This is a genomic window from Pseudomonas sp. S2_A10, assembly GCF_054668465.1.
In genome coordinates this window covers 1,943,748-1,969,330 of the sequence record NZ_CP162773.1, presented here as the reverse complement: position 1 = coordinate 1,969,330, position 25,583 = coordinate 1,943,748, and the positions used below count along the sequence as shown (strand labels likewise).

At 61.1% G+C, this 25,583-nt stretch carries 24 protein-coding genes; 12 read left to right on the top strand and 12 right to left on the bottom strand.

The features are described from left to right. Positions 1 to 214 precede the first annotated feature (214 nt). The 3 genes from AB4N41_RS09080 to AB4N41_RS09070 all read right to left on the bottom strand — a co-directional run bounded on the left by AB4N41_RS09080 (position 215) and on the right by AB4N41_RS09070 (position 3,105). On the bottom strand, positions 215 to 982 hold the full coding sequence (locus tag AB4N41_RS09080; protein ID WP_056791183.1) for a TerC family protein: 768 nt from the start codon (positions 980 to 982) through the stop codon (positions 215 to 217). 85 nt (positions 983 to 1,067) lie between these two features. Then, the gene (locus AB4N41_RS09075) at positions 1,068 to 2,375 is read right to left on the bottom strand and encodes a CitMHS family transporter (RefSeq protein ID WP_056791180.1); all 1,308 of its coding nucleotides are present in this window, start codon (positions 2,373 to 2,375) and stop codon (positions 1,068 to 1,070) included. A 403-nt stretch (positions 2,376 to 2,778) separates the two neighbouring features. Continuing rightward, positions 2,779 to 3,105 carry a DOPA 4,5-dioxygenase family protein gene (locus AB4N41_RS09070; RefSeq protein ID WP_252877181.1) on the bottom strand — a complete coding sequence of 109 codons (327 nt, stop codon included), beginning with the start codon at positions 3,103 to 3,105 and terminating at the stop codon, positions 2,779 to 2,781. A gap of 81 nt (positions 3,106 to 3,186) precedes the next feature. Between AB4N41_RS09070 and AB4N41_RS09065 the strand changes: the two genes are divergently transcribed. Then, positions 3,187 to 3,852 carry an NAD(P)-dependent oxidoreductase gene (locus AB4N41_RS09065; RefSeq protein ID WP_041476500.1) on the top strand — a complete coding sequence of 222 codons (666 nt, stop codon included), beginning with the start codon at positions 3,187 to 3,189 and terminating at the stop codon, positions 3,850 to 3,852. A 23-nt stretch (positions 3,853 to 3,875) separates the two neighbouring features. On the opposite strand, the gene AB4N41_RS09060 is transcribed toward AB4N41_RS09065, so the two are convergent. After that, positions 3,876 to 4,826, bottom strand: coding sequence for a choline sulfate utilization transcriptional regulator (locus AB4N41_RS09060; RefSeq protein WP_252877180.1), 951 nt, complete (start codon positions 4,824 to 4,826; stop codon positions 3,876 to 3,878). A gap of 114 nt (positions 4,827 to 4,940) precedes the next feature. On the opposite strand from AB4N41_RS09060, the gene betC reads away from it, so the two are divergent. From betC to AB4N41_RS09045, 3 genes are all read left to right on the top strand, one after another. Further along, positions 4,941 to 6,461, top strand: a complete 1,521-nt coding sequence (gene betC, locus AB4N41_RS09055) for a choline-sulfatase (protein WP_252877179.1) — start codon at positions 4,941 to 4,943, stop codon at positions 6,459 to 6,461. 10 nt (positions 6,462 to 6,471) lie between these two features. Continuing rightward, complete coding sequence (gene choX, locus AB4N41_RS09050) at positions 6,472 to 7,392, top strand: choline ABC transporter substrate-binding protein (protein WP_041476503.1); 921 nt, start codon at positions 6,472 to 6,474, stop codon at positions 7,390 to 7,392. 256 nt (positions 7,393 to 7,648) lie between these two features. Further along, a complete protein-coding gene (locus AB4N41_RS09045; RefSeq protein ID WP_252877178.1) occupies positions 7,649 to 9,217 on the top strand; it encodes a SulP family inorganic anion transporter in 1,569 nt (522 codons plus the stop codon). Positions 9,218 to 9,294: 77 nt separating this feature from the next. Here AB4N41_RS09045 and aroE read toward each other — a convergent pair whose 3' ends face one another. Together aroE and hemF are read right to left on the bottom strand one after the other, a co-directional pair. Beyond that, a complete protein-coding gene (gene aroE / locus AB4N41_RS09040) occupies positions 9,295 to 10,116 on the bottom strand; it encodes a shikimate dehydrogenase (protein ID WP_095182311.1) in 822 nt (273 codons plus the stop codon). 9 nt (positions 10,117 to 10,125) lie between these two features. After that, positions 10,126 to 11,040: an oxygen-dependent coproporphyrinogen oxidase gene (hemF, locus tag AB4N41_RS09035; protein ID WP_024014963.1), complete on the bottom strand. Its 915-nt coding sequence runs from the start codon at positions 11,038 to 11,040 to the stop codon at positions 10,126 to 10,128. A 150-nt stretch (positions 11,041 to 11,190) separates the two neighbouring features. Between hemF and AB4N41_RS09030 the strand changes: the two genes are divergently transcribed. Continuing rightward, entirely contained in the window at positions 11,191 to 12,168 is a 978-nt protein-coding gene (locus AB4N41_RS09030) for a quinone oxidoreductase family protein (RefSeq protein ID WP_056791157.1), read from the top strand. A 179-nt stretch (positions 12,169 to 12,347) separates the two neighbouring features. Here the strand turns inward: AB4N41_RS09030 and AB4N41_RS09025 are convergent, their stop codons facing one another. The 4 genes from AB4N41_RS09025 to AB4N41_RS09010 all read right to left on the bottom strand — a co-directional run bounded on the left by AB4N41_RS09025 (position 12,348) and on the right by AB4N41_RS09010 (position 16,098). After that, positions 12,348 to 13,016, bottom strand: a complete 669-nt coding sequence (locus AB4N41_RS09025) for a hypothetical protein (protein ID WP_056791154.1) — start codon at positions 13,014 to 13,016, stop codon at positions 12,348 to 12,350. A gap of 261 nt (positions 13,017 to 13,277) precedes the next feature. After that, complete coding sequence (locus AB4N41_RS09020) at positions 13,278 to 13,835, bottom strand: L-threonylcarbamoyladenylate synthase type 1 TsaC (RefSeq protein ID WP_039757175.1); 558 nt, start codon at positions 13,833 to 13,835, stop codon at positions 13,278 to 13,280. A gap of 55 nt (positions 13,836 to 13,890) precedes the next feature. Beyond that, a complete protein-coding gene (gene dprA, locus AB4N41_RS09015; RefSeq protein WP_460138384.1) occupies positions 13,891 to 14,988 on the bottom strand; it encodes a DNA-processing protein DprA in 1,098 nt (365 codons plus the stop codon). Between the two features lie 84 nt (positions 14,989 to 15,072). Further along, positions 15,073 to 16,098: a LysM peptidoglycan-binding domain-containing protein gene (locus AB4N41_RS09010; RefSeq protein WP_150743208.1), complete on the bottom strand. Its 1,026-nt coding sequence runs from the start codon at positions 16,096 to 16,098 to the stop codon at positions 15,073 to 15,075. Positions 16,099 to 16,257: 159 nt separating this feature from the next. Here AB4N41_RS09010 and def point away from each other — a divergent pair, with 159 nt between their 5' ends. The 5 genes from def to AB4N41_RS08985 all read left to right on the top strand — a co-directional run bounded on the left by def (position 16,258) and on the right by AB4N41_RS08985 (position 20,949). Further along, the gene (gene def, locus AB4N41_RS09005; RefSeq protein ID WP_041476509.1) at positions 16,258 to 16,764 is read left to right on the top strand and encodes a peptide deformylase; all 507 of its coding nucleotides are present in this window, start codon (positions 16,258 to 16,260) and stop codon (positions 16,762 to 16,764) included. Between the two features lie 56 nt (positions 16,765 to 16,820). Beyond that, entirely contained in the window at positions 16,821 to 17,780 is a 960-nt protein-coding gene (gene fmt / locus AB4N41_RS09000) for a methionyl-tRNA formyltransferase (RefSeq protein WP_252877175.1), read from the top strand. Then, positions 17,777 to 19,087 (top strand): 16S rRNA (cytosine(967)-C(5))-methyltransferase RsmB, encoded by a 1,311-nt coding sequence (rsmB, locus tag AB4N41_RS08995; protein ID WP_252877174.1) that lies wholly within the window; start codon positions 17,777 to 17,779, stop codon positions 19,085 to 19,087. Before fmt ends, rsmB begins: the two co-directional genes overlap by 4 nt. Before the next feature lie 21 nt (positions 19,088 to 19,108). Then, the gene (gene trkA, locus AB4N41_RS08990) at positions 19,109 to 20,485 is read left to right on the top strand and encodes a Trk system potassium transporter TrkA (protein WP_041476512.1); all 1,377 of its coding nucleotides are present in this window, start codon (positions 19,109 to 19,111) and stop codon (positions 20,483 to 20,485) included. A 149-nt stretch (positions 20,486 to 20,634) separates the two neighbouring features. Beyond that, positions 20,635 to 20,949: a tetratricopeptide repeat protein gene (locus AB4N41_RS08985; protein WP_252868526.1), complete on the top strand. Its 315-nt coding sequence runs from the start codon at positions 20,635 to 20,637 to the stop codon at positions 20,947 to 20,949. 57 nt (positions 20,950 to 21,006) lie between these two features. Here the strand turns inward: AB4N41_RS08985 and AB4N41_RS08980 are convergent, their stop codons facing one another. Both AB4N41_RS08980 and AB4N41_RS08975 read right to left on the bottom strand, forming a co-directional pair. Next, complete coding sequence (locus AB4N41_RS08980; protein ID WP_056791136.1) at positions 21,007 to 21,894, bottom strand: lysophospholipid acyltransferase; 888 nt, start codon at positions 21,892 to 21,894, stop codon at positions 21,007 to 21,009. A gap of 41 nt (positions 21,895 to 21,935) precedes the next feature. Then, positions 21,936 to 22,493 carry a DNA-3-methyladenine glycosylase I gene (locus tag AB4N41_RS08975; RefSeq protein WP_056791133.1) on the bottom strand — a complete coding sequence of 186 codons (558 nt, stop codon included), beginning with the start codon at positions 22,491 to 22,493 and terminating at the stop codon, positions 21,936 to 21,938. 81 nt (positions 22,494 to 22,574) lie between these two features. Here AB4N41_RS08975 and glyQ point away from each other — a divergent pair, with 81 nt between their 5' ends. After that, entirely contained in the window at positions 22,575 to 23,528 is a 954-nt protein-coding gene (gene glyQ, locus AB4N41_RS08970; RefSeq protein ID WP_003187265.1) for a glycine--tRNA ligase subunit alpha, read from the top strand. Beyond that, positions 23,525 to 25,579 (top strand): glycine--tRNA ligase subunit beta, encoded by a 2,055-nt coding sequence (glyS, locus tag AB4N41_RS08965; RefSeq protein WP_252877173.1) that lies wholly within the window; start codon positions 23,525 to 23,527, stop codon positions 25,577 to 25,579. The genes glyQ and glyS overlap by 4 nt, the downstream gene beginning before the upstream one ends. Positions 25,580 to 25,583: the final 4 nt, after the last annotated feature.

The window sequence follows — 25,583 nt, the reverse complement described above, 5'->3', positions numbered from 1 at the left end:
CAGCACAACCAACATTGATGTCGCCTGACACTCCGCTATCGCTGGCAAGCCAGCTCCCACAAGGTCCGCAGTGCCTGAATGCTGCACAAACAAATGTGGGAGCGAGCCTGCTCGCGAAAGCGGTGGGCCAGCCAACATTGTTGTCGACTGGCACTCCGTCTTCGCGAGCAGGCTCGCTCCCACAGGGGTGTAGCGTGCTGCCGGGACTACCGGATTATTGGCCCGGAACATCCTTGCGCAGTTTCACCGGATCCTGCTGTTTCTTTTTCCGGGCCATCGCGCCGCGCAGTTTGATGTTGATCGCTTCCACTGCCAGGGAGAACGCCATGGCGAAGTAGACGTAGCCTTTTGGCACGTGCACGTCGAACGATTCGGCGATCAGCACGGTACCGACCACCAGCAGGAACGACAGCGCGAGCATTTTCAGCGACGGGTGCTTGTCGATGAATTCGCTGATTTTGCCCGACGCCAGCATCATCACCAGCACCGCCACGACGATCGCCGCGACCATGACCGGAACGTGGGAGACCATGCCGACGGCAGTGATCACCGAGTCCAGCGAGAAGACGATATCGATGATCGCGATCTGGATGATGGTGTAGAGGAAGTTGCCGCCCTTGCCCGATGGCGCGTCGTCGCTTTCATCTTCACCTTCCAGCGCGTGGTACATCTCCTGCGAACTCTTCCACAACAGGAACAGGCCACCGAAGAACAGGATCAGGTCGCGGCCGGAAATCCCCTGGCCGAACACCTCGAACAGGTCGGCAGTGAGGCGCATGACCCAGGTAATCGACAGCAGCAACAGGATCCGGGTGACCATGGCCAGGCCAAGACCGAAGATCCGCGTGCGCTGCTGCATGTGTTTCGGCATGCGGCTGACCAGGATCGAAATCATGATGATGTTATCGATACCGAGGACGATTTCCAGGGCGGTCAGGGTAAAAAAGGCAACCCAGATTTCGGGGTTGGTCAGCCAATCCATGTGTATTCCTTTGAGCGAGTGTTAAACCGAAACAGGTCCGGGCTTCAAACCGCGAAGCCGGGACCCGTAACGGTGAGTCTTGGGCTTATAGAGTGCTGAACAGCGGGAAAGTCCCCAACAGCAGTGCAGCAATCAGAATGCAGATACACACCAGGATCGCCCATTTCAAGGTGAAACGCTGGTGATCACCGAAATCGATGCCGGCCAGCGCCACCAACAGATAGGTCGACGGCACCAACGGGCTCAGCAAGTGGACGGGCTGGCCGACGATCGAGGCACGGGCCATTTCCACCGCAGTGATCCCATAGTGGCTGGCCGCTTCGGTCAGCACCGGCAATACACCGTAATAGAACGCATCGTTGGACATGAAGAAGGTGAACGGCATGCTCACCAGCGCCGTAATCACCGCCAGGTACGGGCCGAGGAATTCCGGAATCACCGCCAACAGGCTCTTCGACATCGCATCGACCATGCCGGTGCCCGACAGGATACCGGTGAAGATACCGGCCGCAAAGATCAGCCCGACCACTGCCAGCACGCTGCCGGAATGCGCGGCGACGCGATCCTTCTGCATTTGCAGGCATGGGTAGTTGACGATCATCGCAATACTGAACGCCACCATGAACAGCACCGGCAGCGGCAACAGGCCGCCGATCAGCGTGCACATCAGGCCGAAAGTCAGTGCGGCATTGAACCAGATCAGCTTCGGACGGCGTGCGTCGGGGAATTGCGAGACGCTGATTTCACTGTGATCGATCTCATCGCCAACCAGGTGCAGCTCGCCGAGGCGGGCACGTTCACGCTTGCCGTAGAAGTAGGCAATCACCAGGATCGCCAAGACACCGGCGGCCATGGCCGGGATCATCGGTACGAAAATGTCCGAAGGATCCACATGCAGGGCACTCGCCGCGCGGGCGGTCGGGCCGCCCCACGGGGTCATGTTCATTACGCCACCGGCGAGGATGATCAGACCGGCCATGATTCGCGGGCTCATGCCGATGCGGCTGTACAGCGGCAGCATCGCAGCCACGCAGATCATGTAAGTGGTCGCGCCGTCACCATCGAGGGAAACGACGAGCGCCAGAACGGCGGTACCGACCGAAACTTTCAGCGGGTCGCCCTTGACCAGTTTGAGGATCTTGCGCACGGCCGGGTCGAACAGGCCGGAGTCGATCATCAGGGCGAAATACAGAATGGCGAACATCAACATCACGCCGGTCGGCGCCAGTTTGGTGATGCCTTCAAGCATCATCGGGCCGATCTTCGGCGCGAAACCACCGAACAGGGCGAACAGGATCGGGATGATGATCAGGGCGATCAGCGCGGACAGGCGCTTGGTCATGATCAGGAACATGAACGTGATGACCATGGCGAAGCCAAGGAAAGTCAGCATGGGAATACTCCAGGCGTAGCGCGGCTAGTTGAATGAGCGGATCGGGCGGGATCAGCGCAGAACGGGAGGCGCGAGGCGTACGGGCGGAGTGACCAGCAGGAAGCGGGAGAAACGGCGGGTTGCAGAAGACATCAGAATCACCATTGTTGTTGTTAATTGGGCCGGGCCTGTGGAAAAAACACAGGGCTTGGGCCAACCGGTCTGTTGCCGGGAGTGGGGCGATCCTAATCGGGGAAGCTTTCAGCTACCTTTCGCGACCGAAAGCGATGAATGAATGGTCAACCGGCGGTCGGATGCAGCGACAGCCAATGAATACGGGCCAAGAAGCGATGCGAGGGAACGGACAGACAACGCTGGCTGGCAGTCTGGACATATTCGTTATCAGTTCAGCGTCAGCATCTGGTTAAAAAATCGACAGGTCCAGCGGCCGCACCGCGCCCATCCAGATCGCGTGTTCGGTGTGGTCGAGCAGGTCGTTGCCAGTGTCCGGATGCAGGAACACCACCAACCCCTTGCGGTTAAGCGCCAGCCACGGCAGCACCTCGCCGATCAGCTCGGGACCGAAAGCCAGTTGGCAGCTCCAGTCGGGGTGCGGCCCCACCGGGCGTTCGTGCACGCGGCCCATTTTCAGCGCAAACAACTGCGCGGCCTGCTCGCACAAGGCCCGCGCCTGGTCGATGCTTTGTGCGTCGAAATAGACATGGGCGTGATAACCCTTGATCCCTTGCATCGTGTCGCCTCTCAATCGGTTCGAACCCTTGGCTGTTTACACCGTCACAGGTCATATAGGACAACAATAAGGAAAACAGCCATGAAAAATGCCGAGACCCCAGTGGTCAAAGTGGTGCTTTATGGTGCCATGGCCAGCCTGGGCGGTGCATTGATGGCTGAATTGCTGCGTCGCCAACACGAAGTCATCGCCATTCTCGACGATCTCACCGCACTCGCGCCGCGTCCGGGGTTGCGCACCAAGACCGGCGATCTATTCGATGCCGAGCGGGTCAATCAGAGCGTCGCCGGCAGTTCGGCGGTGATCTGCCTGCTGGACGCGCCGGGGCTGCCGTTCAGCAGCGACCACGTTGAGCGCTCGGTGACGCTCGGCCCGGTGGAGCAGGTGCTGGCAGTCGACGCCTTGGTCGAAGGTTTGCAACTGGCCAGCGTGCCGCGCCTGTTTCTGGTCGGCAACTTCGGTGTGCTCGACGAGCCTGACAATGACGAGCGCCTGCAACGTCACGCTGCCGAAGAAATCCTCGAGGCGGTACAAAGCAGCTCACTGCGCTGGACCTTGGTCAATGCGCCCCATGGAGTGGCCGGATTGACCATCGAGCACTTCAGTCAGGTCGGCGGCAATCTCGAACCGGGATTGGCCGAACCGCTGGAACGCTTGAACCGTGTCGCGGTGGGGATTGCCGATGAACTGCGGTTGAACCTGCATGTGGGGCAGCATGTGAATTTTGTGGCGGCTTCTGATTCGTAAAAGATCGGACGATCTTTTGCTCTTCACACCGCAATCGAGGGCAGGGCCAGACCGTTAAGCGATTCGGCACTGCTGGCCTGTTCCGCCATCAACCAATCAACAAATTCTTGAATCAACAAACCTCGACGTTTGCGTTGCGGTAACACCACGTAATACCCCAGCCGCGACAGCGTGGTTTCCGCCAGCGGTCGGCACAGCAAACCCTGCACCAGCAAGTTATCCACAAGGTGGCGCCAACCGATTGCCACGCCTTGCCCGCCGATCGCCGCTTGGATCAATAACGTGTAATTGTCGAAGCGCAGCTGCCCCGGCGCCGGCGGCGTGGTCAGGCCAAGTTGACGGAACAGCCCGCTCCAGTCGAACCAGTTGCTGCTGTTTTCACCACGCAGATGCAGCAGCGGCAATTCCAGCAGGGCCTGCGCGGGCAACGGCAATGAACGCTCCTTGAGCAGCAGCGGGCTGCACACCGGGAACACTTCTTCGCTGAACAGCCAGTGGCTCTCACCCTGCTTGAATCGACCATCGCCAAACAGGATCGCCACGTCGATGTCGGTGCGCAGCATGTTGTGGTTGCGCTCGCTGGTGACCAGGCTGACATCGATATGCGGATTGGCCTCATGGAAGCGATGCAGGCGCGGCATCAACCAATAAGCGGCAAAAGCGAAATCCGTGGCCACTTGCAGCACCTCATGTTGCTGCTGAGTGCTGATTGCGCTTAATCCTGCGTCGATATTCTGCAAACCGAGGGCAACTTGCTGGAAAAGCAGGCTGCCCACCTCAGTCAATTCGATGCCCCGGTAGATCCGATCGAACAGGCGCGTACCGAGCTGCTCTTCCAGACGTTTCATTTGCTGGCTGATCGCCGGCTGCGTGGTGCCAAGCTCCACCGCAGCAGCGGTAAAACTGCGATGGCGGGCCGCCGCTTCAAAAGCGCGCAGCAGATCGAGGGAAAGGTCACCGAGGGCGTCATACATAAGCTGTACTTATCCTAGTCATTGTCCGGCGCGGGCTTTACCGGAACAGGCATGGAATCCATGCTCGATCGCAGCACTCTCGCATAAATATTCAACATGGAATGCCGCGATCACATGAAGCGCAAGAACATTCTTTTCATCATGGCCGATCAAATGGCCGCGCCAATGTTGCCGTTCTACGGCCCATCGCCGATCAAACTGCCGAATCTGTCCCGCCTCGCCGCCCAAGGCGTGGTGTTCGATGCTGCTTACTGCAACAGCCCGCTGTGCGCGCCGTCGCGCTTCACCCTGGTCAGTGGCCAGTTGCCGAGCAAGATCGGCGCCTACGACAACGCGGCCGATTTCCCCGCCGACATTCCAACTTACGCGCATTACCTGCGGCGTCTCGGCTACCGCACCGCGCTGTCGGGCAAGATGCATTTCTGCGGGCCGGACCAGTTGCACGGTTATGAAGAACGCCTGACCAGCGACATCTACCCGGCCGATTACGGTTGGGCGGTGAACTGGGACGAGCCGGACGTGCGGCCAAGCTGGTATCACAATATGTCTTCGGTGCTGCAAGCCGGGCCGTGCGTGCGCACCAATCAGCTGGATTTCGACGAAGAGGTGGTGTTCAAGGCGCAGCAATATCTTTTCGATCACATTCGCGAGGATGGCGAGCAACCGTTCTGCCTGACCGTGTCGATGACCCACCCTCACGATCCGTACACGATTCCCAAGGCTTTCTGGGATCTGTATGACGATGCCGATATCCCGTTGCCTACAGCCTTGAACCAGGACGAACTCGATCCGCACTCGCAACGTCTGCTCAAGGTTTACGACCTGTGGGACAAGCCGCTGCCTGTGGATAAGATCCGCGATGCCCGTCGCGCCTACTTCGGCGCTTGCAGCTATATCGACGCCAATGTCGGCAAACTGCTGCAAACCCTTGAGGAAACCGGGCTGATCGATGACACCGTCATCGTCTTCTCCGGTGACCATGGCGACATGCTCGGCGAGAAAGGCCTCTGGTACAAAATGCACTGGTTCGAGATGGCTGCTCGAGTGCCGCTGCTGATCAGCGCCCCGGGACAATTCGAGGCCGGCCGGGTCAGCGCCGCCGTTTCCACCGCCGACCTGCTGCCGACCTTCGTGGATCTGGCCGGTGGCACGCTTGAGCCGGGCCTGCCGCTGGACGGCCGTTCCTTGCTGCCGCACCTGCAAGGGCAGGGCGGGCACGACGAGGTGTTCGGCGAATACATGGCCGAAGGCACTGTCAGCCCGCTGATGATGATCCGTCGGGGTGCCTACAAATTTATCTACAGCGAAAGCGACCCGTGCCTACTCTTCGATGTGGATAACGATCCGCGCGAAGAAGAAGAGCTGAGCCAATCGCCGCAACATCGTCAGCTGTTCGAAGACTTTCTCGCCGAAGCGCGGGCCAAGTGGGACATTCCGGCGATCCATCGGGACGTGCTGGCCAGCCAGCGCCGACGCCGTTTCGTCGCCGATGCGTTAACCATCGGCAAGTTGAAGAGCTGGGATCACCAGCCGCTGGTCGATGCCAGTCAGCAGTACATGCGCAACCACATCGACCTTGATGATCTGGAGCGCAAGGCCCGTTATCCACAACCCTGCCAAAACCAAAAATGTTAAGGGGAAGTCCATGCGCAAGTTATCCACAGCTGTCACTGTCGGCCTGATCGCATTGAGCAGCGCCTCGGCGTTCGCCGAGCAAAGCTGCGAGACCGTGAAGATGGCCGATCCGGGCTGGAGCGACATCGCCGCAACCAATGCCATCACCGGGTTTCTGCTGGACGGCATGGGCTATAAGGCCAAAGTCGACACCCTTGCGGTGCCGATCACCTTCGGCGGCTTGAAGGATGGCCAGGTTGACGTGTTCCTCGGCAACTGGATGCCGGCGCAGCAGGGCTTCTATGACAAGTTCGTCGCTACTGGCGATGTGACGCAATTGGCCAAAAACCTGGAAGGCACCGAATTCACCCTCGCCGTCCCCGACTATGTCTGGGAGGCGGGTGTGCATGATTTTGCCGACCTGAACAAATTCGCCGACAAGTTCGACAAGAAGATCTACGGCATCGGCTCAGGCGCGCCGGCGAACATTTCGCTGCAGGAGATCATCAAGAAGAACGACTTCAACATGGGCCAGTGGAAGCTGATCGAGTCCAGCGAACAGGCGATGCTCGCCGAAGTGTCGCGGGCGGTGAAGAAACAGAAATTCGTCACCTTCCTCGGCTGGACCCCGCACCCGATGAACGTGCAGCTGAAAATGCGTTACCTGAAGGGCGGCGAAAAATACTTCGGCGACACCGGCAGCGTCTTTACCCTGACCCGCAAGGGCTACGCCGAGGCCTGCCCGAATGTGGGTAAGTTACTGACCAATCTGGCCTTCACCCAGGACATGGAGAACAGCATCATGGCCGAGGTGGTGAACAAGAAGATCAGCAATGCCGAAGCGGCGAAGGCGTGGATCAAGGCCAATCCGGCGGTGCTGGACAAGTGGCTGGATGGCGTGAAGACCGTGGATGGCAAGGATGCGTTGGTGGCGGTGAAGGCCAAGCTTTGATCTCAGGGTTGCTGGAATAGCGTTCGGCTGGAGATTTTTGCCCCCTCACCCCAGCCCTCTCCCCCAAGGGGGCGAGGGGGAAAGGGAGCCGATCGCTGTTGAATCGAAACTTGCGTTCAACGCCGAAATCGCAGGTCGGTGAATCTTCAACAAACAGCTCGGTCAGTCCCCTCTCCCTCAGAGAGAGGGCTAGGGTGAGGGGCTTTTACACCTGACACCCTGATAACCTTCAACAAAACCCCAACCGCGAGGACCCATGGCCTTCCCCAGCCGTCATTCACTTTTTCCTTTCCTGAACTGGTTGCCACGGCAAACCCGTGCCAGCATCGGACGGGACCTGACCGTCGGCCTCAGCGGTGCGATTCTCGCCTTACCCCAGTCGATTGCCTACGCGCTGATTGCCGGGCTGCCACCGGAATACGGTCTGTACGCCGCAATCATTCCGGTATTGGTCGCGTGCCTGTGGGGTTCGTCATGGCATCTGATCTGCGGCCCCACCGCAGCGATTTCGATTGTCCTGTACGCCAGCGTCAGCCCGCTCGCGGTGCCGGCTTCCGAGGACTACATCACTCTGATCCTGCTGCTGACGTTCCTTGCGGGGATTTTCCAATGGTTGCTCGGCTTGCTGCGTTTTGGCGCACTGGTGAATTTCGTTTCGCATTCGGTGGTGCTCGGCTTCACCCTCGGCGCCGCCGTGGTGATCGCCATCGGGCAATTGCCCAATCTGCTCGGGCTGGAATTGCCGGCCAACACCACAGCGCTCGCCAGCGTGATGGATCTGCTGCGACATCTGGGGGCTGTGGATAAGCCTTCGCTGATGCTCGGCGTCGCCACAGTGATCGTCGGCGTGGCCCTGAAAAAACTCCTGCCGCGCTGGCCGACGCTGTTGCTCACGCTGGTGCTGGCCAGCCTGCTGGTGTGGGTCTGGCCGGCGATGTTTGGTCATGTGCATCTGGTCAGCGCTTTCGTCGGACGCCTGCCGCCGCTGAGCGCCTTGCCGCTGGATCTGGAGGTGATCCTGCGCCTGCTGCCAAGCGCGGTGGCGGTGGGCATGCTTGGGCTGGTCACCAGCCTGTCGATTGCCCGCTCGATTTCGGCGCGCTCGCAACAGTTGCTCGATGCCAATCAGGAAGTCCGCGCACAGGGTTTGTCGAACATCGTCGGTGCGTTCTTTTCCGGGTCGCTCTCAGCCGGATCGTTTACCCGTTCGGGATTGAGTTATGAGGCGGGTGCCTGCTCGCCGCTGGCCGGGGTGTTTTCGGCGCTCTGGGTGGCGCTGTTCGCAGTGTTCGGCGCCGGGCTGATCGCGCATATTCCGATCCCGGCCATGGCCGGCAGCATCCTGTTGATCGCCTGGGGTCTGGTCGATCACCGGGGCATTCGCGCTTTGCTGCGGGTCAGCCGTGCCGAGTTCGTGGTGATGGCCCTGACCTGTCTTGCGACCTTGCTGCTGGAATTGCAGACGGCGATTTACGCCGGGGTGCTGGCGTCGTTGTTCTTTTACCTCAAGCGCACCTCGCAACCACGGGTGCAGCATTGGCGCGACGGTGACGACGATGTGCTGCGCGTGGGCGGTTCGATCTTTTTCGGCGCCAGCCATTACCTGCAAGTGCGCCTGCAACGCCTGCATGGCGCACGGGTGGTGATCGAGGCAGAGCAGATCAACTTCATCGATTATTCGGGGGTGGAGATGCTGCATCAGGAAGCGCGACGCCTGCTGGGCCAGGGTCGCAGCCTGACCCTGCGCCGGGCGCGGCCGCCGGTCGTGGAGGAGTTGAGGAAGCTGGAAGGGGCTGAGAAGTGCCCGATCAGGTTTGAGGATTGATCTGATATCGCGGTGGTGATGCGATTCGCGAGCAGGCTCGCTCCCACATTGATCGTATTTCAATGTGGGAGCAAAGCTTAAAGGGCCAGTTGGCGGCGCAGCTCGGCGAGTACCGGCGCGGTATCCGGGCGTACGCCACGCCACAGCCAGAACGCCTCGGCTGCCTGTTCGGCGAGCATGCCCAGACCATCCATCGCCAGCGCCGCGCCGTGCTCAGTGGCCCAGCGGCAGAACGCGGTCGGTTCCTTGCCGTACATCATGTCGTAGCACAGCGTCTGGCCTGGCTCGATCAGGCTTGGCGCAATCGGCGGCACGTCACCGGTCAGGCTGGCGGAGGTGGCGTTGATGATCACGTCCACCGGTTCGCGCAGCCAGTCGAAACCACTGGCCGACACCGGCCCGAGGTCGCAGAACAACTCGGCCAGCAGTTCAGCCTTGTCCACGGTGCGATTGGCGATGATCACCGAGGCCGGCTTCTCCGCCAGCAATGGCTCCAGCGCACCGCGCACCGCGCCGCCAGCGCCGAGCAAAAGGATGCGCTTACCGGTCAGGCTAAACCCGGCATTCACCGTCAGATCGCGGACCAGGCCTGCGCCATCGGTGTTGTCGCCGAGCAGTGAGCCATCGTCCATTTTGCTCAAGGTGTTCACCGCACCGGCGCGCTGCGCGCGGGCGGTCAGGCTGTTAGCCAGACGGTAGGCGTCTTCCTTGAACGGCACCGTCACATTGGCGCCGCGCCCTTCGCGAAAGAACGCCTTGGCGCAGCCGACAAAATCATCCAGCGGCGCCAGCAGCGTGCTGTAGTCGAGGCGCTGGCCGGTCTGTTCGGCGAACAACTGGTGAATCATCGGCGACTTGCTGTGGCCGATCGGATTACCGAAAACGACGTAACGATCCATCACCCGTCCTCAGGCCTCGGCCAGCCAGTCGCGATCCTGCAGGAAATAATCGGTCAGGCGCGCTTCTGCGCTGCCCGGCTCGGCCTTCCAGTCATAGCCCCAGCGCACTTGCGGTGGCAGCGACATCAGAATCGATTCAGTGCGGCCACCCGATTGCAGACCGAACAGCGTGCCACGGTCGTAAACCAGGTTGAATTCGACGTAGCGGCCTCGGCGGAATTCCTGGAATTCGCGCTGCTGGGCAGTGAAGGCGTCGTTCTTGCGCCGTTGCACGATCGGCAGGTAGGCCTCGATATAGGCATCGCCGATGGCGCGCATGAAGGCGAAACTGGTGTCGAAATCCCACTCGTTCAGATCGTCGAAGAACAGACCGCCAATGCCACGTGGCTCATGACGATGCTTGATATGGAAATAGGTGTCGCACCAGGCCTTGTAACGCGGATAGACGTCCGCACCGAACGGCGCACAGGCTTGCTCGGCGACGCGGTGCCAATGAATGCAATCTTCCTCAACGCCGTAATACGGGGTCAGGTCGAAACCGCCGCCAAACCACCAGACCGGTTCTTCGCCTTCTTTTTCAGCGATGAAAAAGCGCACGTTGGCGTGGGAGGTCGGCACATGCGGGTTGTGCGGGTGGATCACCAGCGACACACCGAGCGCCTCGAAACCACGCCCGGCCAATTCCGGCCGATGGGCGCTGGCCGATGGCGGCAGGCCGCTGCCAAACACGTGGGAAAAATTGACGCCGCCCTTTTCGATCAGCGTGCCGTTTTCCAGCACACGGGTACGCCCGCCACCGCCCGCCGGCCGGGTCCAGGCGTCTTCGACGAAGCATTTGCCGCCGTCTTCGGTTTCCAGTGCAGCGCAGATGCGGTCTTGCAGATCGAGCAGATAGGCCTTTACGGCGTCGGTGCGGGTCGTCATGGCTTCACCTTGAATCGGGCGGCGCCCCGGCAGGCGGGCGGCGCAAATGGGCGCGTAGCATACCATCGCAGACCGGCGCGCCGCAGTTGACGAAGATCAAGCAGGGGAGTTGGATAGAGGGCTTAGCAACGACCCAAGGAGAGCAGGCAGATGGCAAAGCGTATCCAGTTCCGCGCCCACGGCGGTCCCGAAGTGCTCGAACATGTTGACTACGAACCCGCTGAACCCGGGCCGAATCAGGTGCGCGTGGCCAACCAGGCGATCGGCCTGAACTTCATCGACACCTATTACCGCAGCGGCCTCTATGCACCACCCGCGTTGCCGTCCGGCCTGGGTTCGGAAGGCGCCGGCACGGTCGAAGCGGTGGGCAGCGAAGTCACCCGTTTCAAGGTCGGCGATCGCGTGGCATACGGCAGCGGCCCGCTCGGCGCCTATAGCCAGCTGCATGTTCTGCCGCAGGACAATCTGGTGCACCTGCCCGATGAAATCAGTTTCGAAACTGCCGCCGGGGTCATGCTCAAGGGTCTGACGGTGCAATATCTGCTGCGCCAGACCTACCAACTGCAGGGCGGCGAAACCATTCTGTTCCACGCCGCAGCCGGTGGAGTCGGCTCTCTGGCCTGCCAATGGGCCAAAGCGCTGGGCGTGAAGCTGATCGGCACCGTCAGCTCGAAGGAGAAAGCCGAACTGGCCAAGGCCAACGGCGCCTGGGCCACCATCGACTACAGCCATGAAAACGTTGCCGAGCGCGTGCTGGCGCTGACTGACGGCAAGAAAGTCCCGGTGGTGTATGACGGCGTCGGCAAGGACACCTGGCTCACGTCCTTGGACAGCGTGGCACCACGTGGCCTGGTGGTGAGTTTCGGCAATGCTTCGGGCGCAGTCGACGGCGTCAACCTGGGCATTCTTGCCGCGAAGGGCTCGTTGTACGTCACCCGGCCTACGCTGGCGACCTACGCCAACAACGCCGAGAACCTGCAGCGCATGGCCGACGAGCTGTTCGAGATGATCATCAGCGGCAAGCTGAAGGTCGACATCAGCCAGCGCCATGCATTGGCCGATGCGGCAAAAGCACAAACCGAACTGTCGGCACGGCGCACTACCGGTTCCACGATTCTGTTGCCATAACGCTTCAAGTTGATACTCGGTGAACTCTTCCATGAGTTCGCCGAGTATCTTTCAGCTATATCAAGTACATCTTCCGGTGAAGTTTCTTCGCCGCTGGCCTACGACCGGAAAACTTCCTGCGCAACTTCTTCGACTCGTATACAAGCCATTTCTCTGCCCACTCTTCGATTATTGGCGGATCAATACTGACGGTTATGAACATCACGATACTCCGGCTGATGCACGTTCATGTTCACTGGCTGATCCAGGGCCATCAGAATTTGCCGCCATTCGGCGGACAACAGCCAATAATCGCCCCGGGCACGCTGCTCGATATGCATGGCGTGCGAAGCGATCGGTGTCAGGCCGAAGCGCTGAAACAGTTGCCGCTGTGGCGATCTGCACAAGGCCGTCACCCCCTGATATCCGCGATCGATCGCCCATTCGGCGGCGGTGGCGAGCAGGCCATTGATCGACACCGGCCGGTGCTGCTGGGAATGGGTGATCAAGCGACTGAATTCGACATGCCGTGCCAATGCCACAGTGGGAGACACATGATGCTGCGCCAGTGAGGCCCATTCGAACGGCGCCGGGGTTGCCCGCAGCACTGCAATGAGTTGATCTCGCTGGTAGAGCAAGAAGTGCGTACTGCGCGAGGTGATCGCCAAGCGGGTTTCCAGCGCCCGGGCTCTGGAGGTGAGCATGTAATGCTGCAATCGCAGGCGAAACTGCCGACCAATGAAACGCTCGAATTCTCCGGCGTCCGACCCCGCCTCAAGAATGGCCACACGATAGTCGGCCTGTTGATTCTTGAGTGCCTCTTGAAAGCCCTGCAGATAATCCTTGAGGTGTAAATCCGTAATATCCATTACTTCTCCGCAGCCATTAACATTTCGAAGTTGTATCAAGCACATTGAAAGAATGGATGCTTTTGAAAATCTCGCCACTGCACGCGTTCTGATAATCGCGTGGGAAAACTTACAGATATTGCAGAGTCGAAGATCCGTCTGACGCATGCAAGAACAATGGCAACGGATAAGTTTTAAACGAGTGCAGGAACAAACTGCGGGCATGCGCAAAACTCCTCGTCGATAGCGCCGAGGAGTCCGCAAAAAATAAAAAGAAAGGCGTCAGTCAGGACGAACGACGTTACCGGTGGCCAGGTCGCGGATCACGCTGGGATTCTTGCGCCCGCCAAGGCTGCCGCCGAGCACCAGATCGACCTGCCCACGGAAATACTGCTCGATGCGCAAACGCGTGCGCGCGGGCGGTCGCCCCTGTGGATTGGCTGATGTCGAGATCAGCGGCCCGACCAGCGAGCACAAGTCGCGCACCTGCGGGTGATCGCTGACTCGCAGCGCCACGGTGTCATGCACGCCTGTGACCCATTCCGGCAACAGGTTCTGGTGCGGCACCAGCCAGGTGTTCGGCCCCGGCCAGGTGCTGGCCATGCGGTCGATCCAGTCCTGCGGGAAGTCCTCGAAGAGGAAATCGAACTGGCGGATATTGTCGGCGACCAGGATCAGCCCTTTGCTCACCGAGCGATTCTTGATCGCCAGCAAGCGGTCCACTGCGTCTTCGTTCCACGGGTCGCAACCCAGCCCCCAGACGGCTTCGGTTGGATAGGCAATCACCGCGCCGGCGCGAACTTCACGCGCGGCTTGTTGCACACGCCAACTGTTGACCATGAAAAAACTCTCCACAAACAGGTTTCGCGCAGTTTACCGATCTTCATCGTAAAACCTAGCTTGACCGCGCCAACCAGCGACCGTTTTCGCATACCGCACGGCCTTCGATTTCCAGCTCGGTCAACGTTGCCAGCACTTTCGGCAACGCCCAGCCACAGCTCGCGGCCAACGCCTCGCTGGTGTGGGGCGCCGCGTGCAACAGCGTCAGCAACGGATGATCAGCCTGCGGCGGCGCTGTGGATAGCAACGGTTGCTGCCAGCCGCGCAGGGCTTCGAGGATATGTTCGATAGTCTCCACCAACACCGCCCCGTCGCGAATTAACTGATGACAACCGCGCGCGCCGGGGTGATGGATAGAGCCCGGAATGGCATAAACCTCGCGCCCTTGCTCTGCCGCCAGCCGCGCGGTAATCAACGAACCGCTGGCAACACTGGCCTCGACCACCAGCACGCCAAGGGATAACCCGCTGATGATGCGATTGCGCCGGGGGAAGTTGCTCGCGGTTGGCCCGGCGTCCAGCGGAAACTCCGAGAGCACCGCGCTTCCCGACGCAATCATCACCTCAGCCAGGCGTTTATTGCGCTGTGGATAAAAATTCTCCAGGCCCGTGCCAAGCACCCCCACGGTCAACCCGCCAACGTCCAGAGCAGCCTGATGGGCAGCGGCATCGATGCCCAGCGCCAGACCACTGGTGATGACAAAACCGGCCCCGGCCAGACTGCGAGAAAACGCCGCCGCCGTGTCCATGCCCGGGCGCGAAGCGCGGCGGCTGCCGACCATCGCCAGTTGCGGTTTTTCCAGAATCGACGGATCGCCGGCGACGAATAACAGTGGCGGCGGGTCAGGAATCTGCGCCAGCAACGCTGGATAGTCCGCCTGGTCCCACATCAGCAAATGTTGACCGGGGCGCTCTAGCCAGCGCATTGCGTGGCTGGCGCCGTCGCGCACCGTCGGACAACGCCGTGCCTCGGCGCACGCCGCCGGCAACCCGAGCGAGCGCCAGGCACTGGCCGGCGCGCTGAGGGCTTTGGACGCCGAGCCGAAGGCTTCGAGCAGTTTGGCAAAACGCTTGGGACCGATATCCGGCATGCGGTGCAGGCGCAGACGCGCCTCCAGTTCCGCCGGGGAAATGGCTGTACTGACAGACAACATGAATGGATCATCCTTGATCGTTCTGTGTTCCGAACCATTCGGAACAAGTTGTGGATAACTCTGTTGGTAACTTGTTAAGCAAGCTTACGGATTTCGCACCTTGTCGAGCACCGCCAGCGAGCGTGAAGCATTGAGGACCAGGCCGTAACTGAGTTTGTCGTAGGTGCGGAACACCATCAGCAGGCCGGCGCGTTCATCGGGAATCTTCAACGGCTGGCCAGTGATCCGGTCGCGCACCGTTTCGCCGGTTTTCATCACCGCCAGGACATTGCCTTCGGCCAGACCGTCACGTTTGCCTTTGTTCAGGGTAACCACGTCCATCACACCGATCTGCGTGACGCCGCGTGGCACGTCGATGATCAGGCCGTCGATGGAACGCTTCGGCGCGCTGGGCATGAACGTTGAATTGATCGAACGTTCTTCACCGCCGAACAAGCGGTCACCGAGGCGCACTTCCTGGGTGGTGCGTTGCAAGGCGAGAGTGGCGACGTCGCCTTCGGTGGCAACAACCTCGCCGCCGCCGATATCGTCGGCGTTGATGCCGAGGAATTCCTTGGTCTGCGGGTCAGTGTAGACCTTGCCCTGGCGGAAGATGCCGTACACCGGTTGCTCCGGATCGAAATGGCCACGGGCGAAGATGCGGTCACCGGTACCGCTGAGCACCCTTTCGGCATCGCCGGCGACGATGTACGGCGCCTTGTCGAAGTCTTCGGCCTTGTCGACGATGCGATTGCTCAGCAGAAAACTGTTGATCGATTTCAGCGGAATGCTCGGAATCGCCTCGGCCACCGGGCTGGTGCGAATCCGTGGCGAGAGCTTGATGGTGCCGCGCGACTCGCCACGCTGGACGGTCAACTGCGGCTGGCCGTTGACGTAGCTGAGTGTCAGCGTGTCGCCGGGATAGATCAGGTTGGGGTTTTCGATCTGCGGGTTGGCCCGCCACAGTTGTGGCCACTGCCACGGCTCGCGCAGGTATTTGCCGGAAATGTCCCAGAGCGTGTCCCCGGAAACCACCGTGTATTGCTGTGGAAAACCATCCCTGAGTTGCACTTGCCCTTGCGCGGCGCCGGCCGAAGCCAGAAGCAGCAGGGCGAGTAGTGTTTTCCTCATGCAGTGAATCCCTTTATCATGTGCATTCGCGTGAATCGTCAGAGCCCCCGTGGCTCGCTTCTGTTTTTCAGAAGCTACGCTTCACAACGGTAGCCTGCATCTTCGGACCCGCCAGGCCATCGACCCGACTTTACTCAACGTGTGCAGCAAGCGAAGCCTATGGCCATTTTAAACATCCTCGAATTTCCGGACCCGCGTCTGCGCACTATCGCCAAACCAGTGGCTGTAGTGGACGACGAAGTGCGTCAGTTGGTCGACGACATGTTTGAAACAATGTATGAAGCGCCGGGCATCGGCCTCGCCGCGACCCAGGTCAACGTGCACAAACGTATCGTCGTGATGGACCTGTCCGAAGACCGCACCGAGCCACGGGTGTTCATCAACCCCGAGTTCGAATCGCTGACCGAGGAGATGGACCAGTATCAGGAAGGCTGCCTCTCGGTACCGGGCTTCTACGAAAACGTCGACCGCCCGCAGAAGGTCAAAATCAAGGCGCTGGACCGCGACGGCAAGCCCTATGAGCTGATCGCCGAAGGCCTGCTCGCGGTGTGCATCCAGCACGAATGCGACCACCTCAACGGCAAATTGTTCGTCGATTACCTGTCCACGCTCAAACGCGACCGGATCAAGAAGAAGCTGGAAAAGCTGCACCGCCAGAACGCTTGATGCCCCTCTTCAAAGGCTTGCTGCGGCAAGCCTTTTTCTTTTATGAGACGCCTTTCATGACTGAGCCACTGCGCATTGTTTTTGCCGGTACCCCGGAATTCGCCGCTGAACACCTCAAGGCCCTGCTGAGCAGCCCGTACGAGATCGTTGCGGTCTACACCCAGCCGGATCGCCCGGCCGGCCGTGGGCAAAAACTGATGCCAAGCCCGGTCAAACAACTCGCCCTGGAAAATAATATCCAGGTGTTGCAGCCGCCGACGTTGCGCAATGCCGAGGCCCAGGCGGAGCTGGCCGCGCTGAAGCCGGACTTGATGGTGGTGGTCGCCTACGGTTTGATCCTGCCGCAAGCGGTGCTGGATATTCCGCGTCTGGGTTGCATCAACAGCCATGCGTCGCTGCTGCCGCGCTGGCGCGGTGCGGCGCCGATCCAGCGCGCGGTTGAGCACGGCGACGCCGAAAGCGGTGTAACGGTGATGCGCATGGAGGCCGGGCTGGATACCGGGCCGATGCTGCTCAAGGTCGTCACTGCGATCAGCGCTGAAGATACCGGCGGCACCCTGCATGATCGCCTCGCCGAGATGGGGCCGCCCGCTGTGGTGCAGGCGATTGCCGGTCTGGCTGCCGGCACCCTGCAAGGTGAGGTGCAGAACGACGAGCTCGCCACTTACGCGCACAAACTGAACAAAGACGAAGCACGCATCGACTGGAGCCGTCCGGCAGTGGAGCTGGAACGTCTGGTCCGCGCCTTCAATCCGTGGCCGATCACCCACAGCACGCTCAATGGCGAAGCGTTGAAAGTGCTGGCCGCGACCGTGGCCGAAGGCACTGGCGCCCCGGGTGAAATCCTCAGCGCCAGCAAAGACGGGCTGATCGTCGCCTGTGGTGCACAAGCGCTGTGCCTGACCCGCCTGCAATTGCCTGGCGGCAAGGCGCTGAACTTCAGCGACCTGTTCAACAGCCGCCGCGAGAAATTCGCCGTCGGCAGCGTCCTCGGCGCTGCGGTGGAAGCGCAATGAACCCGCGTCTGGCCGCCGCCAAGGCGCTCGCCGCCGTCCTCAGCGGCAAGGCTTCGCTGAACAGCTCCCTGCCGACGCAACTGGACAAGGTCGAGGATCGTGATCGCGGTTTCACTCAGGATCTGGCCTTCGGCACCGCACGCTGGCAGCCACGCCTGTCGGCATTGGCGGAAAAACTCCTGCAGAAACCGTTTAAAGCCGCTGACGCTGATGTCGAGGCGTTGCTGCTGGTCGGTCTGTATCAACTGCTATACACCCGGGTACCGGCCCATGCCGCGATCGGCGAAACCGTCGGTTGTGCCGACAAGCTGAAAAAGCCTTGGGCCAAAGGCCTGCTCAACGCCGTGCTGCGCAATGCCCAGCGCGAAAGCGAGACGATCTTCGCCGAACTGGAACGCGACCCGGTGGTGCGCACGGCCCACCCGCGCTGGCTGCAAAAATCCCTGAAGGCATTTTGGCCCGAGCAGTGGGAAGCGATCTGCGCAGCGAACAACGCGCATCCGCCAATGATCCTGCGGGTCAACCGCCGTCATCACAGCCGCGATGCTTATCTTGCGTTGCTGGGCGAAACCGGGATCGCCGCGACACCGTGCGTTTACAGCCGCGACGGCATCGTCCTCGAAGCCGCTGCCGACGTGCGCAGCCTGCCGGGTTTCGCCGAAGGCTGGATCAGCGTGCAGGACGAAGCCGCGCAACTGGCCGCCGACCTGCTCGATCTGGCCCCGGGCCAGCGCGTACTCGACGCCTGTTGCGCCCCTGGCGGCAAGACCTGCCACATCCTTGAAGCCGAACCGGCGTTGGCCGGGGTGGTGGCGGTGGATCTGGAGGCCAAGCGTCTGGTGCGGGTGAAGGAAAACCTCGAGCGCCTCGGCCTCAACGCTGAACTGATCGCCGCCGACGGTCGCGATATCGACAAATGGTGGGACGGCAAACCGTTCCAGCGCATCCTCCTCGACGCGCCATGCTCGGCCACCGGGGTGATCCGCCGTCATCCGGACATCAAGCTGACCCGCCAGCCCGACGACATCGTCGCGCTCGCGCAACTGCAAGGCGAACTGCTCGACGCCATGTGGAAAACCCTCGAAGTCGGCGGCATCCTGCTCTACGCCACGTGCTCGACGCTGCCGACCGAGAACACCGAAGTCATCGCCGCATTCCTCGAGCGCACCCCCGGCGCCCGTGAACTGGATCTGGCCACAGCGGCCGGCATCAAGCAGCCCCACGGCCGCCAGTTGTTGGCCCAGCAGGGCGGGCATGACGGGTTTTACTACGCCAAGCTGATCAAGATCGCCGCCGCGCGCGGCTAAACGGATTCATGGAGTGACTGGATGAAAATCATCATCCTCGGTGCGGGACAGGTCGGCGGTTCGCTGGCCGAACATTTGGCCAGCGAGGCCAACGACATCACTGTGGTCGACACCGATGGCGAGCGCCTGCGCGACCTCGGCGACCGCCTCGACATCCGCACCGTGCAGGGCCGGGGCTCGCTGCCGTCGGTGCTGCGTCAGGCCGGTGCCGACGACGCCGACATGCTGGTAGCGGTGACCAACAGCGACGAAACCAACATGGTTGCCTGCCAGGTCGCGCACACGCTGTTCCACACGCCGACCAAGATCGCTCGCGTGCGCGAAGCGTCGTACCTCAATCGCGAGGAACAGCTGTTCCAGAACGAAGCGATTCCGGTCGACGTGCTGATCAGTCCCGAGCAGGTCGTGACCAACTACATCAAGCGCCTGATCCAGCATCCCGGCGCCTTGCAGGTGATCGACTTCGCCGAAGGCGCGGCGCAACTGGTGGCGGTGCGCGCCTATTACGGCGGGCCTTTGGTCGGCCAGCAACTGCGCCAGTTGCGCGAGCACATGCCGAATGTCGAAACCCGCGTAGCGGCGATCTTCCGCCGTGACCGGCCGATTTTGCCGCAGGGCGACACGGTGATCGAGGCCGATGACGAGGTGTTCTTCATCGCTGCCCGTGAGGACATTCGCGCGGTGATGAGCGAAATGCGTCGCCTCGACGAAACCTACAAACGCATCGTTATCGCCGGGGGCGGGCAGATCGGCGAGCGCCTGGCCGAGGCCATCGAAAGCCGCTATCAGGTGAAGATCATCGAGATGAGCCCGGCGCGCTGCCGCTACCTCTCCGATACCCTCGACAGCACTGTAGTGTTGCAGGGCAGTGCCTCGGACCGCGATCTGCTGCTGGAAGAGAACATCGCCGACGCCGATATCTTCCTCGCCCTGACCAACGATGACGAAGCCAACATCATGTCGTCGCTGCTGGCGAAACGGCTGGGGGCGAAGAAGGTCATGACGATCATCAACAACCCGGCCTACGTCGACCTGATCCAGGGCGGCGACATTGATATCGCCATCAGCCCGCAACTGGCGACCATCGGCACCTTGCTCGCCCACGTGCGCCGTGGCGATATCGTCAGCGTGCACTCACTGCGGCGCGGCGCGGCGGAAGCGATCGAGGCGATTGCCCACGGTGATGCGAAATCGAGCAAGGTCATCGGCAAACCGATCGAGAAGATCGGCCTGCCACCAGGCACCACCATCGGCGCGGTGATCCGCAACGAGAACGTGATCATCGCCCACGACGACACGGTGATCGAAGCGGGTGACCATGTGATTCTGTTCCTTGTGGATAAAAAGCATATTCGCGATGTGGAGAAGCTGTTTCATGTGGGGTTGAGCTTTTTCTGACCTGAAGACAACGTTGCCCGTGATGGCCCCTTCGCGAGCAGGCTCGCTCCCACAGTGGAATGCATTCCAAATGTGGGAGCGAGCCTGCTCGCGAAAGCGGTTTGACAGACTCGCAGGTTCTCTGACGAACAATAGAAAGGAATCCGCCAATGCTCGAATCCCTGGAAAAAATGCTCGCCAAGGGTGTGGATAACGCGCTGTTGCGCTTCGGTCTGGGCAAGGGTTATCTGGACTTGGGTGAAAACGCCAAGGCTGCCGAGCATTTTCAGCGTTGTGTCGCTTTCGATCCGAAATACTCGGCAGCGTGGAAGCTGCTGGGCAAGGCGCAGCTGGCGCTAGGCGATCACGCCGCTGCGCGTCAGGCCTGGGAACAAGGCCTGGAAGCGGCCCGCGCCCAGGGTGACAAACAGGCCGAGAAGGAGATGACGGTATTCCTGAAAAAGCTTGAGCGGCAGGCGCCTTGAGCTACCGATTGAGCAAGGCGAGCCCGTCTGCATCAACCGTCACCCCATCGAAGTTGCTCAGTACCAGCGCGCCTCGCCCGGCGGACGCTTCTTGAAGCGTTTCATGCTCCACATGTACTGGCTCGGATACGCCGCAACATAACGTTCCACTACCTTGCTCATCGCCGCGCAGGACTCTGCGGTATCGGTGCTGTACATCGCTTCGGGCGCGGCTTCGAGAATGACTTTGTAGCCCGAGCCGTCAGGCAGGCGCAGGGCGTGCAGGAACACACCGACCGCTTTGCCGCCGGCCAACATGTTCGGCACGAATTTGCTGGTCAGCGCCTGAGTTGCGAAGAACGGCACGAAAATCCCGGCGGATTCGGCCGGTTCCGGGTCGGCGGGAATGCCCACGGCACCACCCTTGCGCACTTCCTTGATGACGCTGAGAATGCCTTCCTTGGTCGACGCCGCGACCTTGTTGCCCAGCTGCACGCGCTGTTTGCGCAGCAATTCATCCACTGCCTTGAGCTTCGGCGGACGATAGAAAATGATCGGTTTGCACTGGCTGCAATAGAAGTGGTTGAGCACTTCCCAGTTGCCGAGGTGGCTGGTGATGCCGACCACGCCTTTGCCCGAAGCGAGCGCGTCTTTCAACACATCGAGGCCTTCGACTTCGCGAACCAGATCGATCGAGCGCTGCGCCGGCCAGATCCACGCGCAGGCGCTTTCGGTCAGCGACTTGCCGATGTCCTTCAAACTCTGTCCGACCAGACGCTCACGTTCGGCCGCATCCATCTGCGGAAAACACTTGGACAGGTTGATCCGCACCACGTCGCGGGAACGATTGGGGGTTTTCCACATGATCCAGCCGATCACCGAACCCACGGCCTGCACGGCCCGCCATGGCAGCAGGGCAAACAGCCGCAGAGCGCCTACCAGCAAGGCGCCTTTAAACTTTTCCACAGGTCACTCCTGATCTTTGTGCTGTGCGCGAGGCGGGCATTCTAACCGGCGTTGGCGAGCTGCGCGTAGCGGTCGCAATCCTGGGTGTGGTCCATGACCATGCCCGAGGCCTGCATCAGCGCGTAGCAAATGGTCGGACCGACGAAGGTGAAGCCGGCTTTTTTCAGCGCCTTGCTCATCGCCAGCGCTTCGGGGGTGATCGCCGGGACTTCGCTGCGATCCTTGAAATGATTGATGATCGGTTGGTCGCCCACGAATGACCAGAGCAACGCCACCGGATCCTCCAGCGCCAGCCACGCCTGGGCATTGCGCCGGGCGGCGTTGAGTTTCAGGCGATTGCGGATGATGCCCGGGTCGAGCATCAGTTCGTCGATTTCGGCGTCACTCATCTGCGCCACGCGCTGCACATCGAAGCCGAACAGCACCTGACGGTAACGCTCGCGTTTGCGCAGCACAGTGATCCACGACAACCCGGCCTGGAACCCTTCGAGCAAAAGCAACTCGAACAAACCCTGCGCATCGCGCAGCGGCGTGCCCCACTCCTGATCGTGATAAGCCATGTACAACGGATCTTCGGTACACCAAAAGCAGCGTGGCATAAGGCTCCAGGGGGCGTGCGCAGCAACGAATCGGGTATACTCCCGCTCTTTAAATCGCAGCCCAAGAAACAGGTGAATTTCGTGAGCCAGCCTACGCCAGCCGTGCGTACCTTCCAAGACTTGATCCTCGCGCTCCAGCAATACTGGGCCGAGCAAGGTTGTGTGGTACTTCAGCCCTACGATATGGAAGTAGGCGCCGGCACTTTCCACACCGCGACCTTCCTGCGCGCCATCGGCCCGGAAACCTGGAACGCCGCGTACGTGCAGCCAAGCCGCCGTCCGACTGACGGCCGTTACGGCGAAAACCCGAACCGTCTGCAGCACTACTACCAGTTCCAGGTAGTCCTGAAGCCGAACCCGGACAACTTCCAGGAACTGTACCTGGGCTCGCTCAAGCATGTCGGCCTCGACCCGCTGGTGCACGACATCCGCTTCGTCGAAGACAACTGGGAATCGCCGACCCTCGGCGCCTGGGGTCTGGGCTGGGAAGTCTGGCTCAATGGCATGGAAGTCACCCAGTTCACCTACTTCCAGCAAGCGGGCGGCATCGAGTGCTACCCGGTGACCGGCGAGATCACCTACGGTCTCGAGCGCCTGGCGATGTACCTGCAAGGCGTCGATTCGGTCTACGACCTGGTCTGGGCTGACGGCCCGTTCGGCAAAGTCACCTACGGCGATGTGTTCCACCAGAACGAAGTGGAGCAGTCCACTTACAACTTCGAACACGCCAACGTCGACAAACTGTTCGAGCTGTTCGACTTCTATGAAAGCGAAGCCAAGCGCCTGATCGAACTCGACCAGCCGCTGCCGTTGCCGAGCTACGAAATGGTGCTGAAGGCGTCGCACACCTTCAACCTGCTGGATGCGCGCCGGGCGATCTCGGTGACTGCGCGTCAGCAATACATTCTGCGCGTACGCACCCTGGCGCGTTCCGTTGCGCAAGCCTACCTGCTGGCCCGCGCCAAGCTGGGCTTCCCGATGGCGACCCCGGACCTGCGTGACGAAGTACTGGCCAAGCTGGAGGCTGCACAATGAGTGCGCAAGATTTTCTGGTTGAACTGGGCACCGAAGAACTGCCACCCAAAGCCCTGAACACTTTGGCTGATGCGTTCCTCGCCGGTATCGACAAGGGCCTGCAAGCCGCTGGCCTGAGCTACGAAAGCAAAACCGTTTATGCCGCGCCACGTCGTCTGGCTGTGCTGATCACTGCGCTGGCCACTCAGCAGCCGGATCGCAGCATCAACCTCGATGGCCCGCCACGTCAGGCCGCGTTCGACGCTGACGGCAATCCGACTCAGGCCGCCCTGGGCTTTGCCAAGAAGTGCGGCGTCGAGCTGAGCGAAATCGACCAGAGCGGTCCGAAACTGCGTTATAGCCAGAACATCGCCGGCAAGCCGACCGCGAGCCTGCTGCCGACCATCGTCGAAGATTCGCTGAACGACCTGCCGATCCCGAAACGCATGCGTTGGGGTGCGCGCAAGGAAGAATTCGTGCGTCCGACCCAGTGGCTGGTGATGCTGCTCGGTGACCAGGTCATCGATTGCACGATCCTCGCGCAGAAGGCTGGCCGTGAATCCCGTGGTCACCGTTTCCATCATCCGGAGAGCGTGCGCATCGGTTCGCCATCGAGCTACCTCGCCGACTTGCGTGCCGCTTACGTATTGGCCGATGCCAACGAGCGTCGCGAGATCATCAGCAAGCGCACCGAAGAGCTGGCCACCCGTCAGGAAGGCACGGCGATCGTGCCGCCGGCACTGCTCGACGAAGTGACTGCGCTGGTTGAATGGCCGGTGCCGCTGGTGTGCTCGTTCGAAGAACGCTTCCTCGACGTGCCGCAGGAAGCGCTGATCACCACCATGCAGGACAACCAGAAGTATTTCTGCCTGCTGGATGCCGACGGCAAGTTGCTGCCACGTTTCATTACCGTGGCCAACATCGAAAGCAAAGACCCGCAGCAGATCATCGCCGGTAACGAGAAAGTGGTGCGCCCACGCCTGACCGACGCCGAGTTCTTCTTCAAGCAGGACAAGAAGCACAAACTCGAAGACTTCAACCTGCGCCTGCAAAACGTGGTGTTCCAGGAAAAACTCGGCAGCGTCTACGACAAGGCCGAGCGCGTTTCCAAACTGGCCGCGTACATCGCCGCACGTATCGGCGGCAACGCCTCGTGGGCTGCCCGCGCGGGCCTGCTGTCGAAGTGCGACCTGGCCACCGAAATGGTTGGCGAGTTCCCGGAGATGCAAGGTGTCGCCGGTTACTACTACGCCCTCAATGACGGCGAGCCGCAGGACGTCGCGCTGGCGCTGAACGAGCAGTACATGCCACGCGGTGCCGGTGCCGAATTGCCAGCGACCCTGACCGGTGCAGCCGTGGCGATCGCCGACAAGCTCGACACTCTGGTCGGCATCTTCGGTATCGGCATGCTGCCTACCGGCAGCAAAGACCCGTATGCCCTGCGCCGTGCGGCACTGGGCGTGCTGCGTATCCTGATCGAGAAACAACTGGACCTGGACCTGAACGACGCCGTGGCTTTCGCGGTGAATGCATTCGGCGGCAAGGTCAAGGCTGCCGGCCTCAACGATGCCGTGCTGGACTTCATCTTCGACCGCCTGCGTGCGCGTTATGAAGACGAAGGCGTCGACGTCGCCACTTACCTGTCGGTCCGTGCCCTCAAGCCGGGCTCGGCGCTGGACTTCGATCAGCGTGTGCAGGCGGTGCAGGCCTTCCGCAAACTGCCGGAAGCGGCAGCGCTGGCGGCGGTGAACAAGCGCGTGTCGAACCTGTTGAGCAAAGTCGAAGGCTCGGTACCGACCGTGGTCGAAGCCAAGTATTTCGACAACGCCAACGAGTTCTCGCTGTACTCGGCGATCCAGCAAGCGGATCAGGCCGTGCAGCCAATGGCCGCAGCGCGTCAGTACAACGAATCGCTGGCACGCCTGGCGGCACTGCGCGAGCCGGTCGACGCGTTCTTCGACGCGGTGATGGTCAATGCCGACGACGCCAATGTGCGAGCTAACCGCTACGCGCTGCTGGCGCGTCTGCGTGGCCTGTTCCTCGGTGTTGCCGACATTTCGCTGCTGGGTTGAGGGA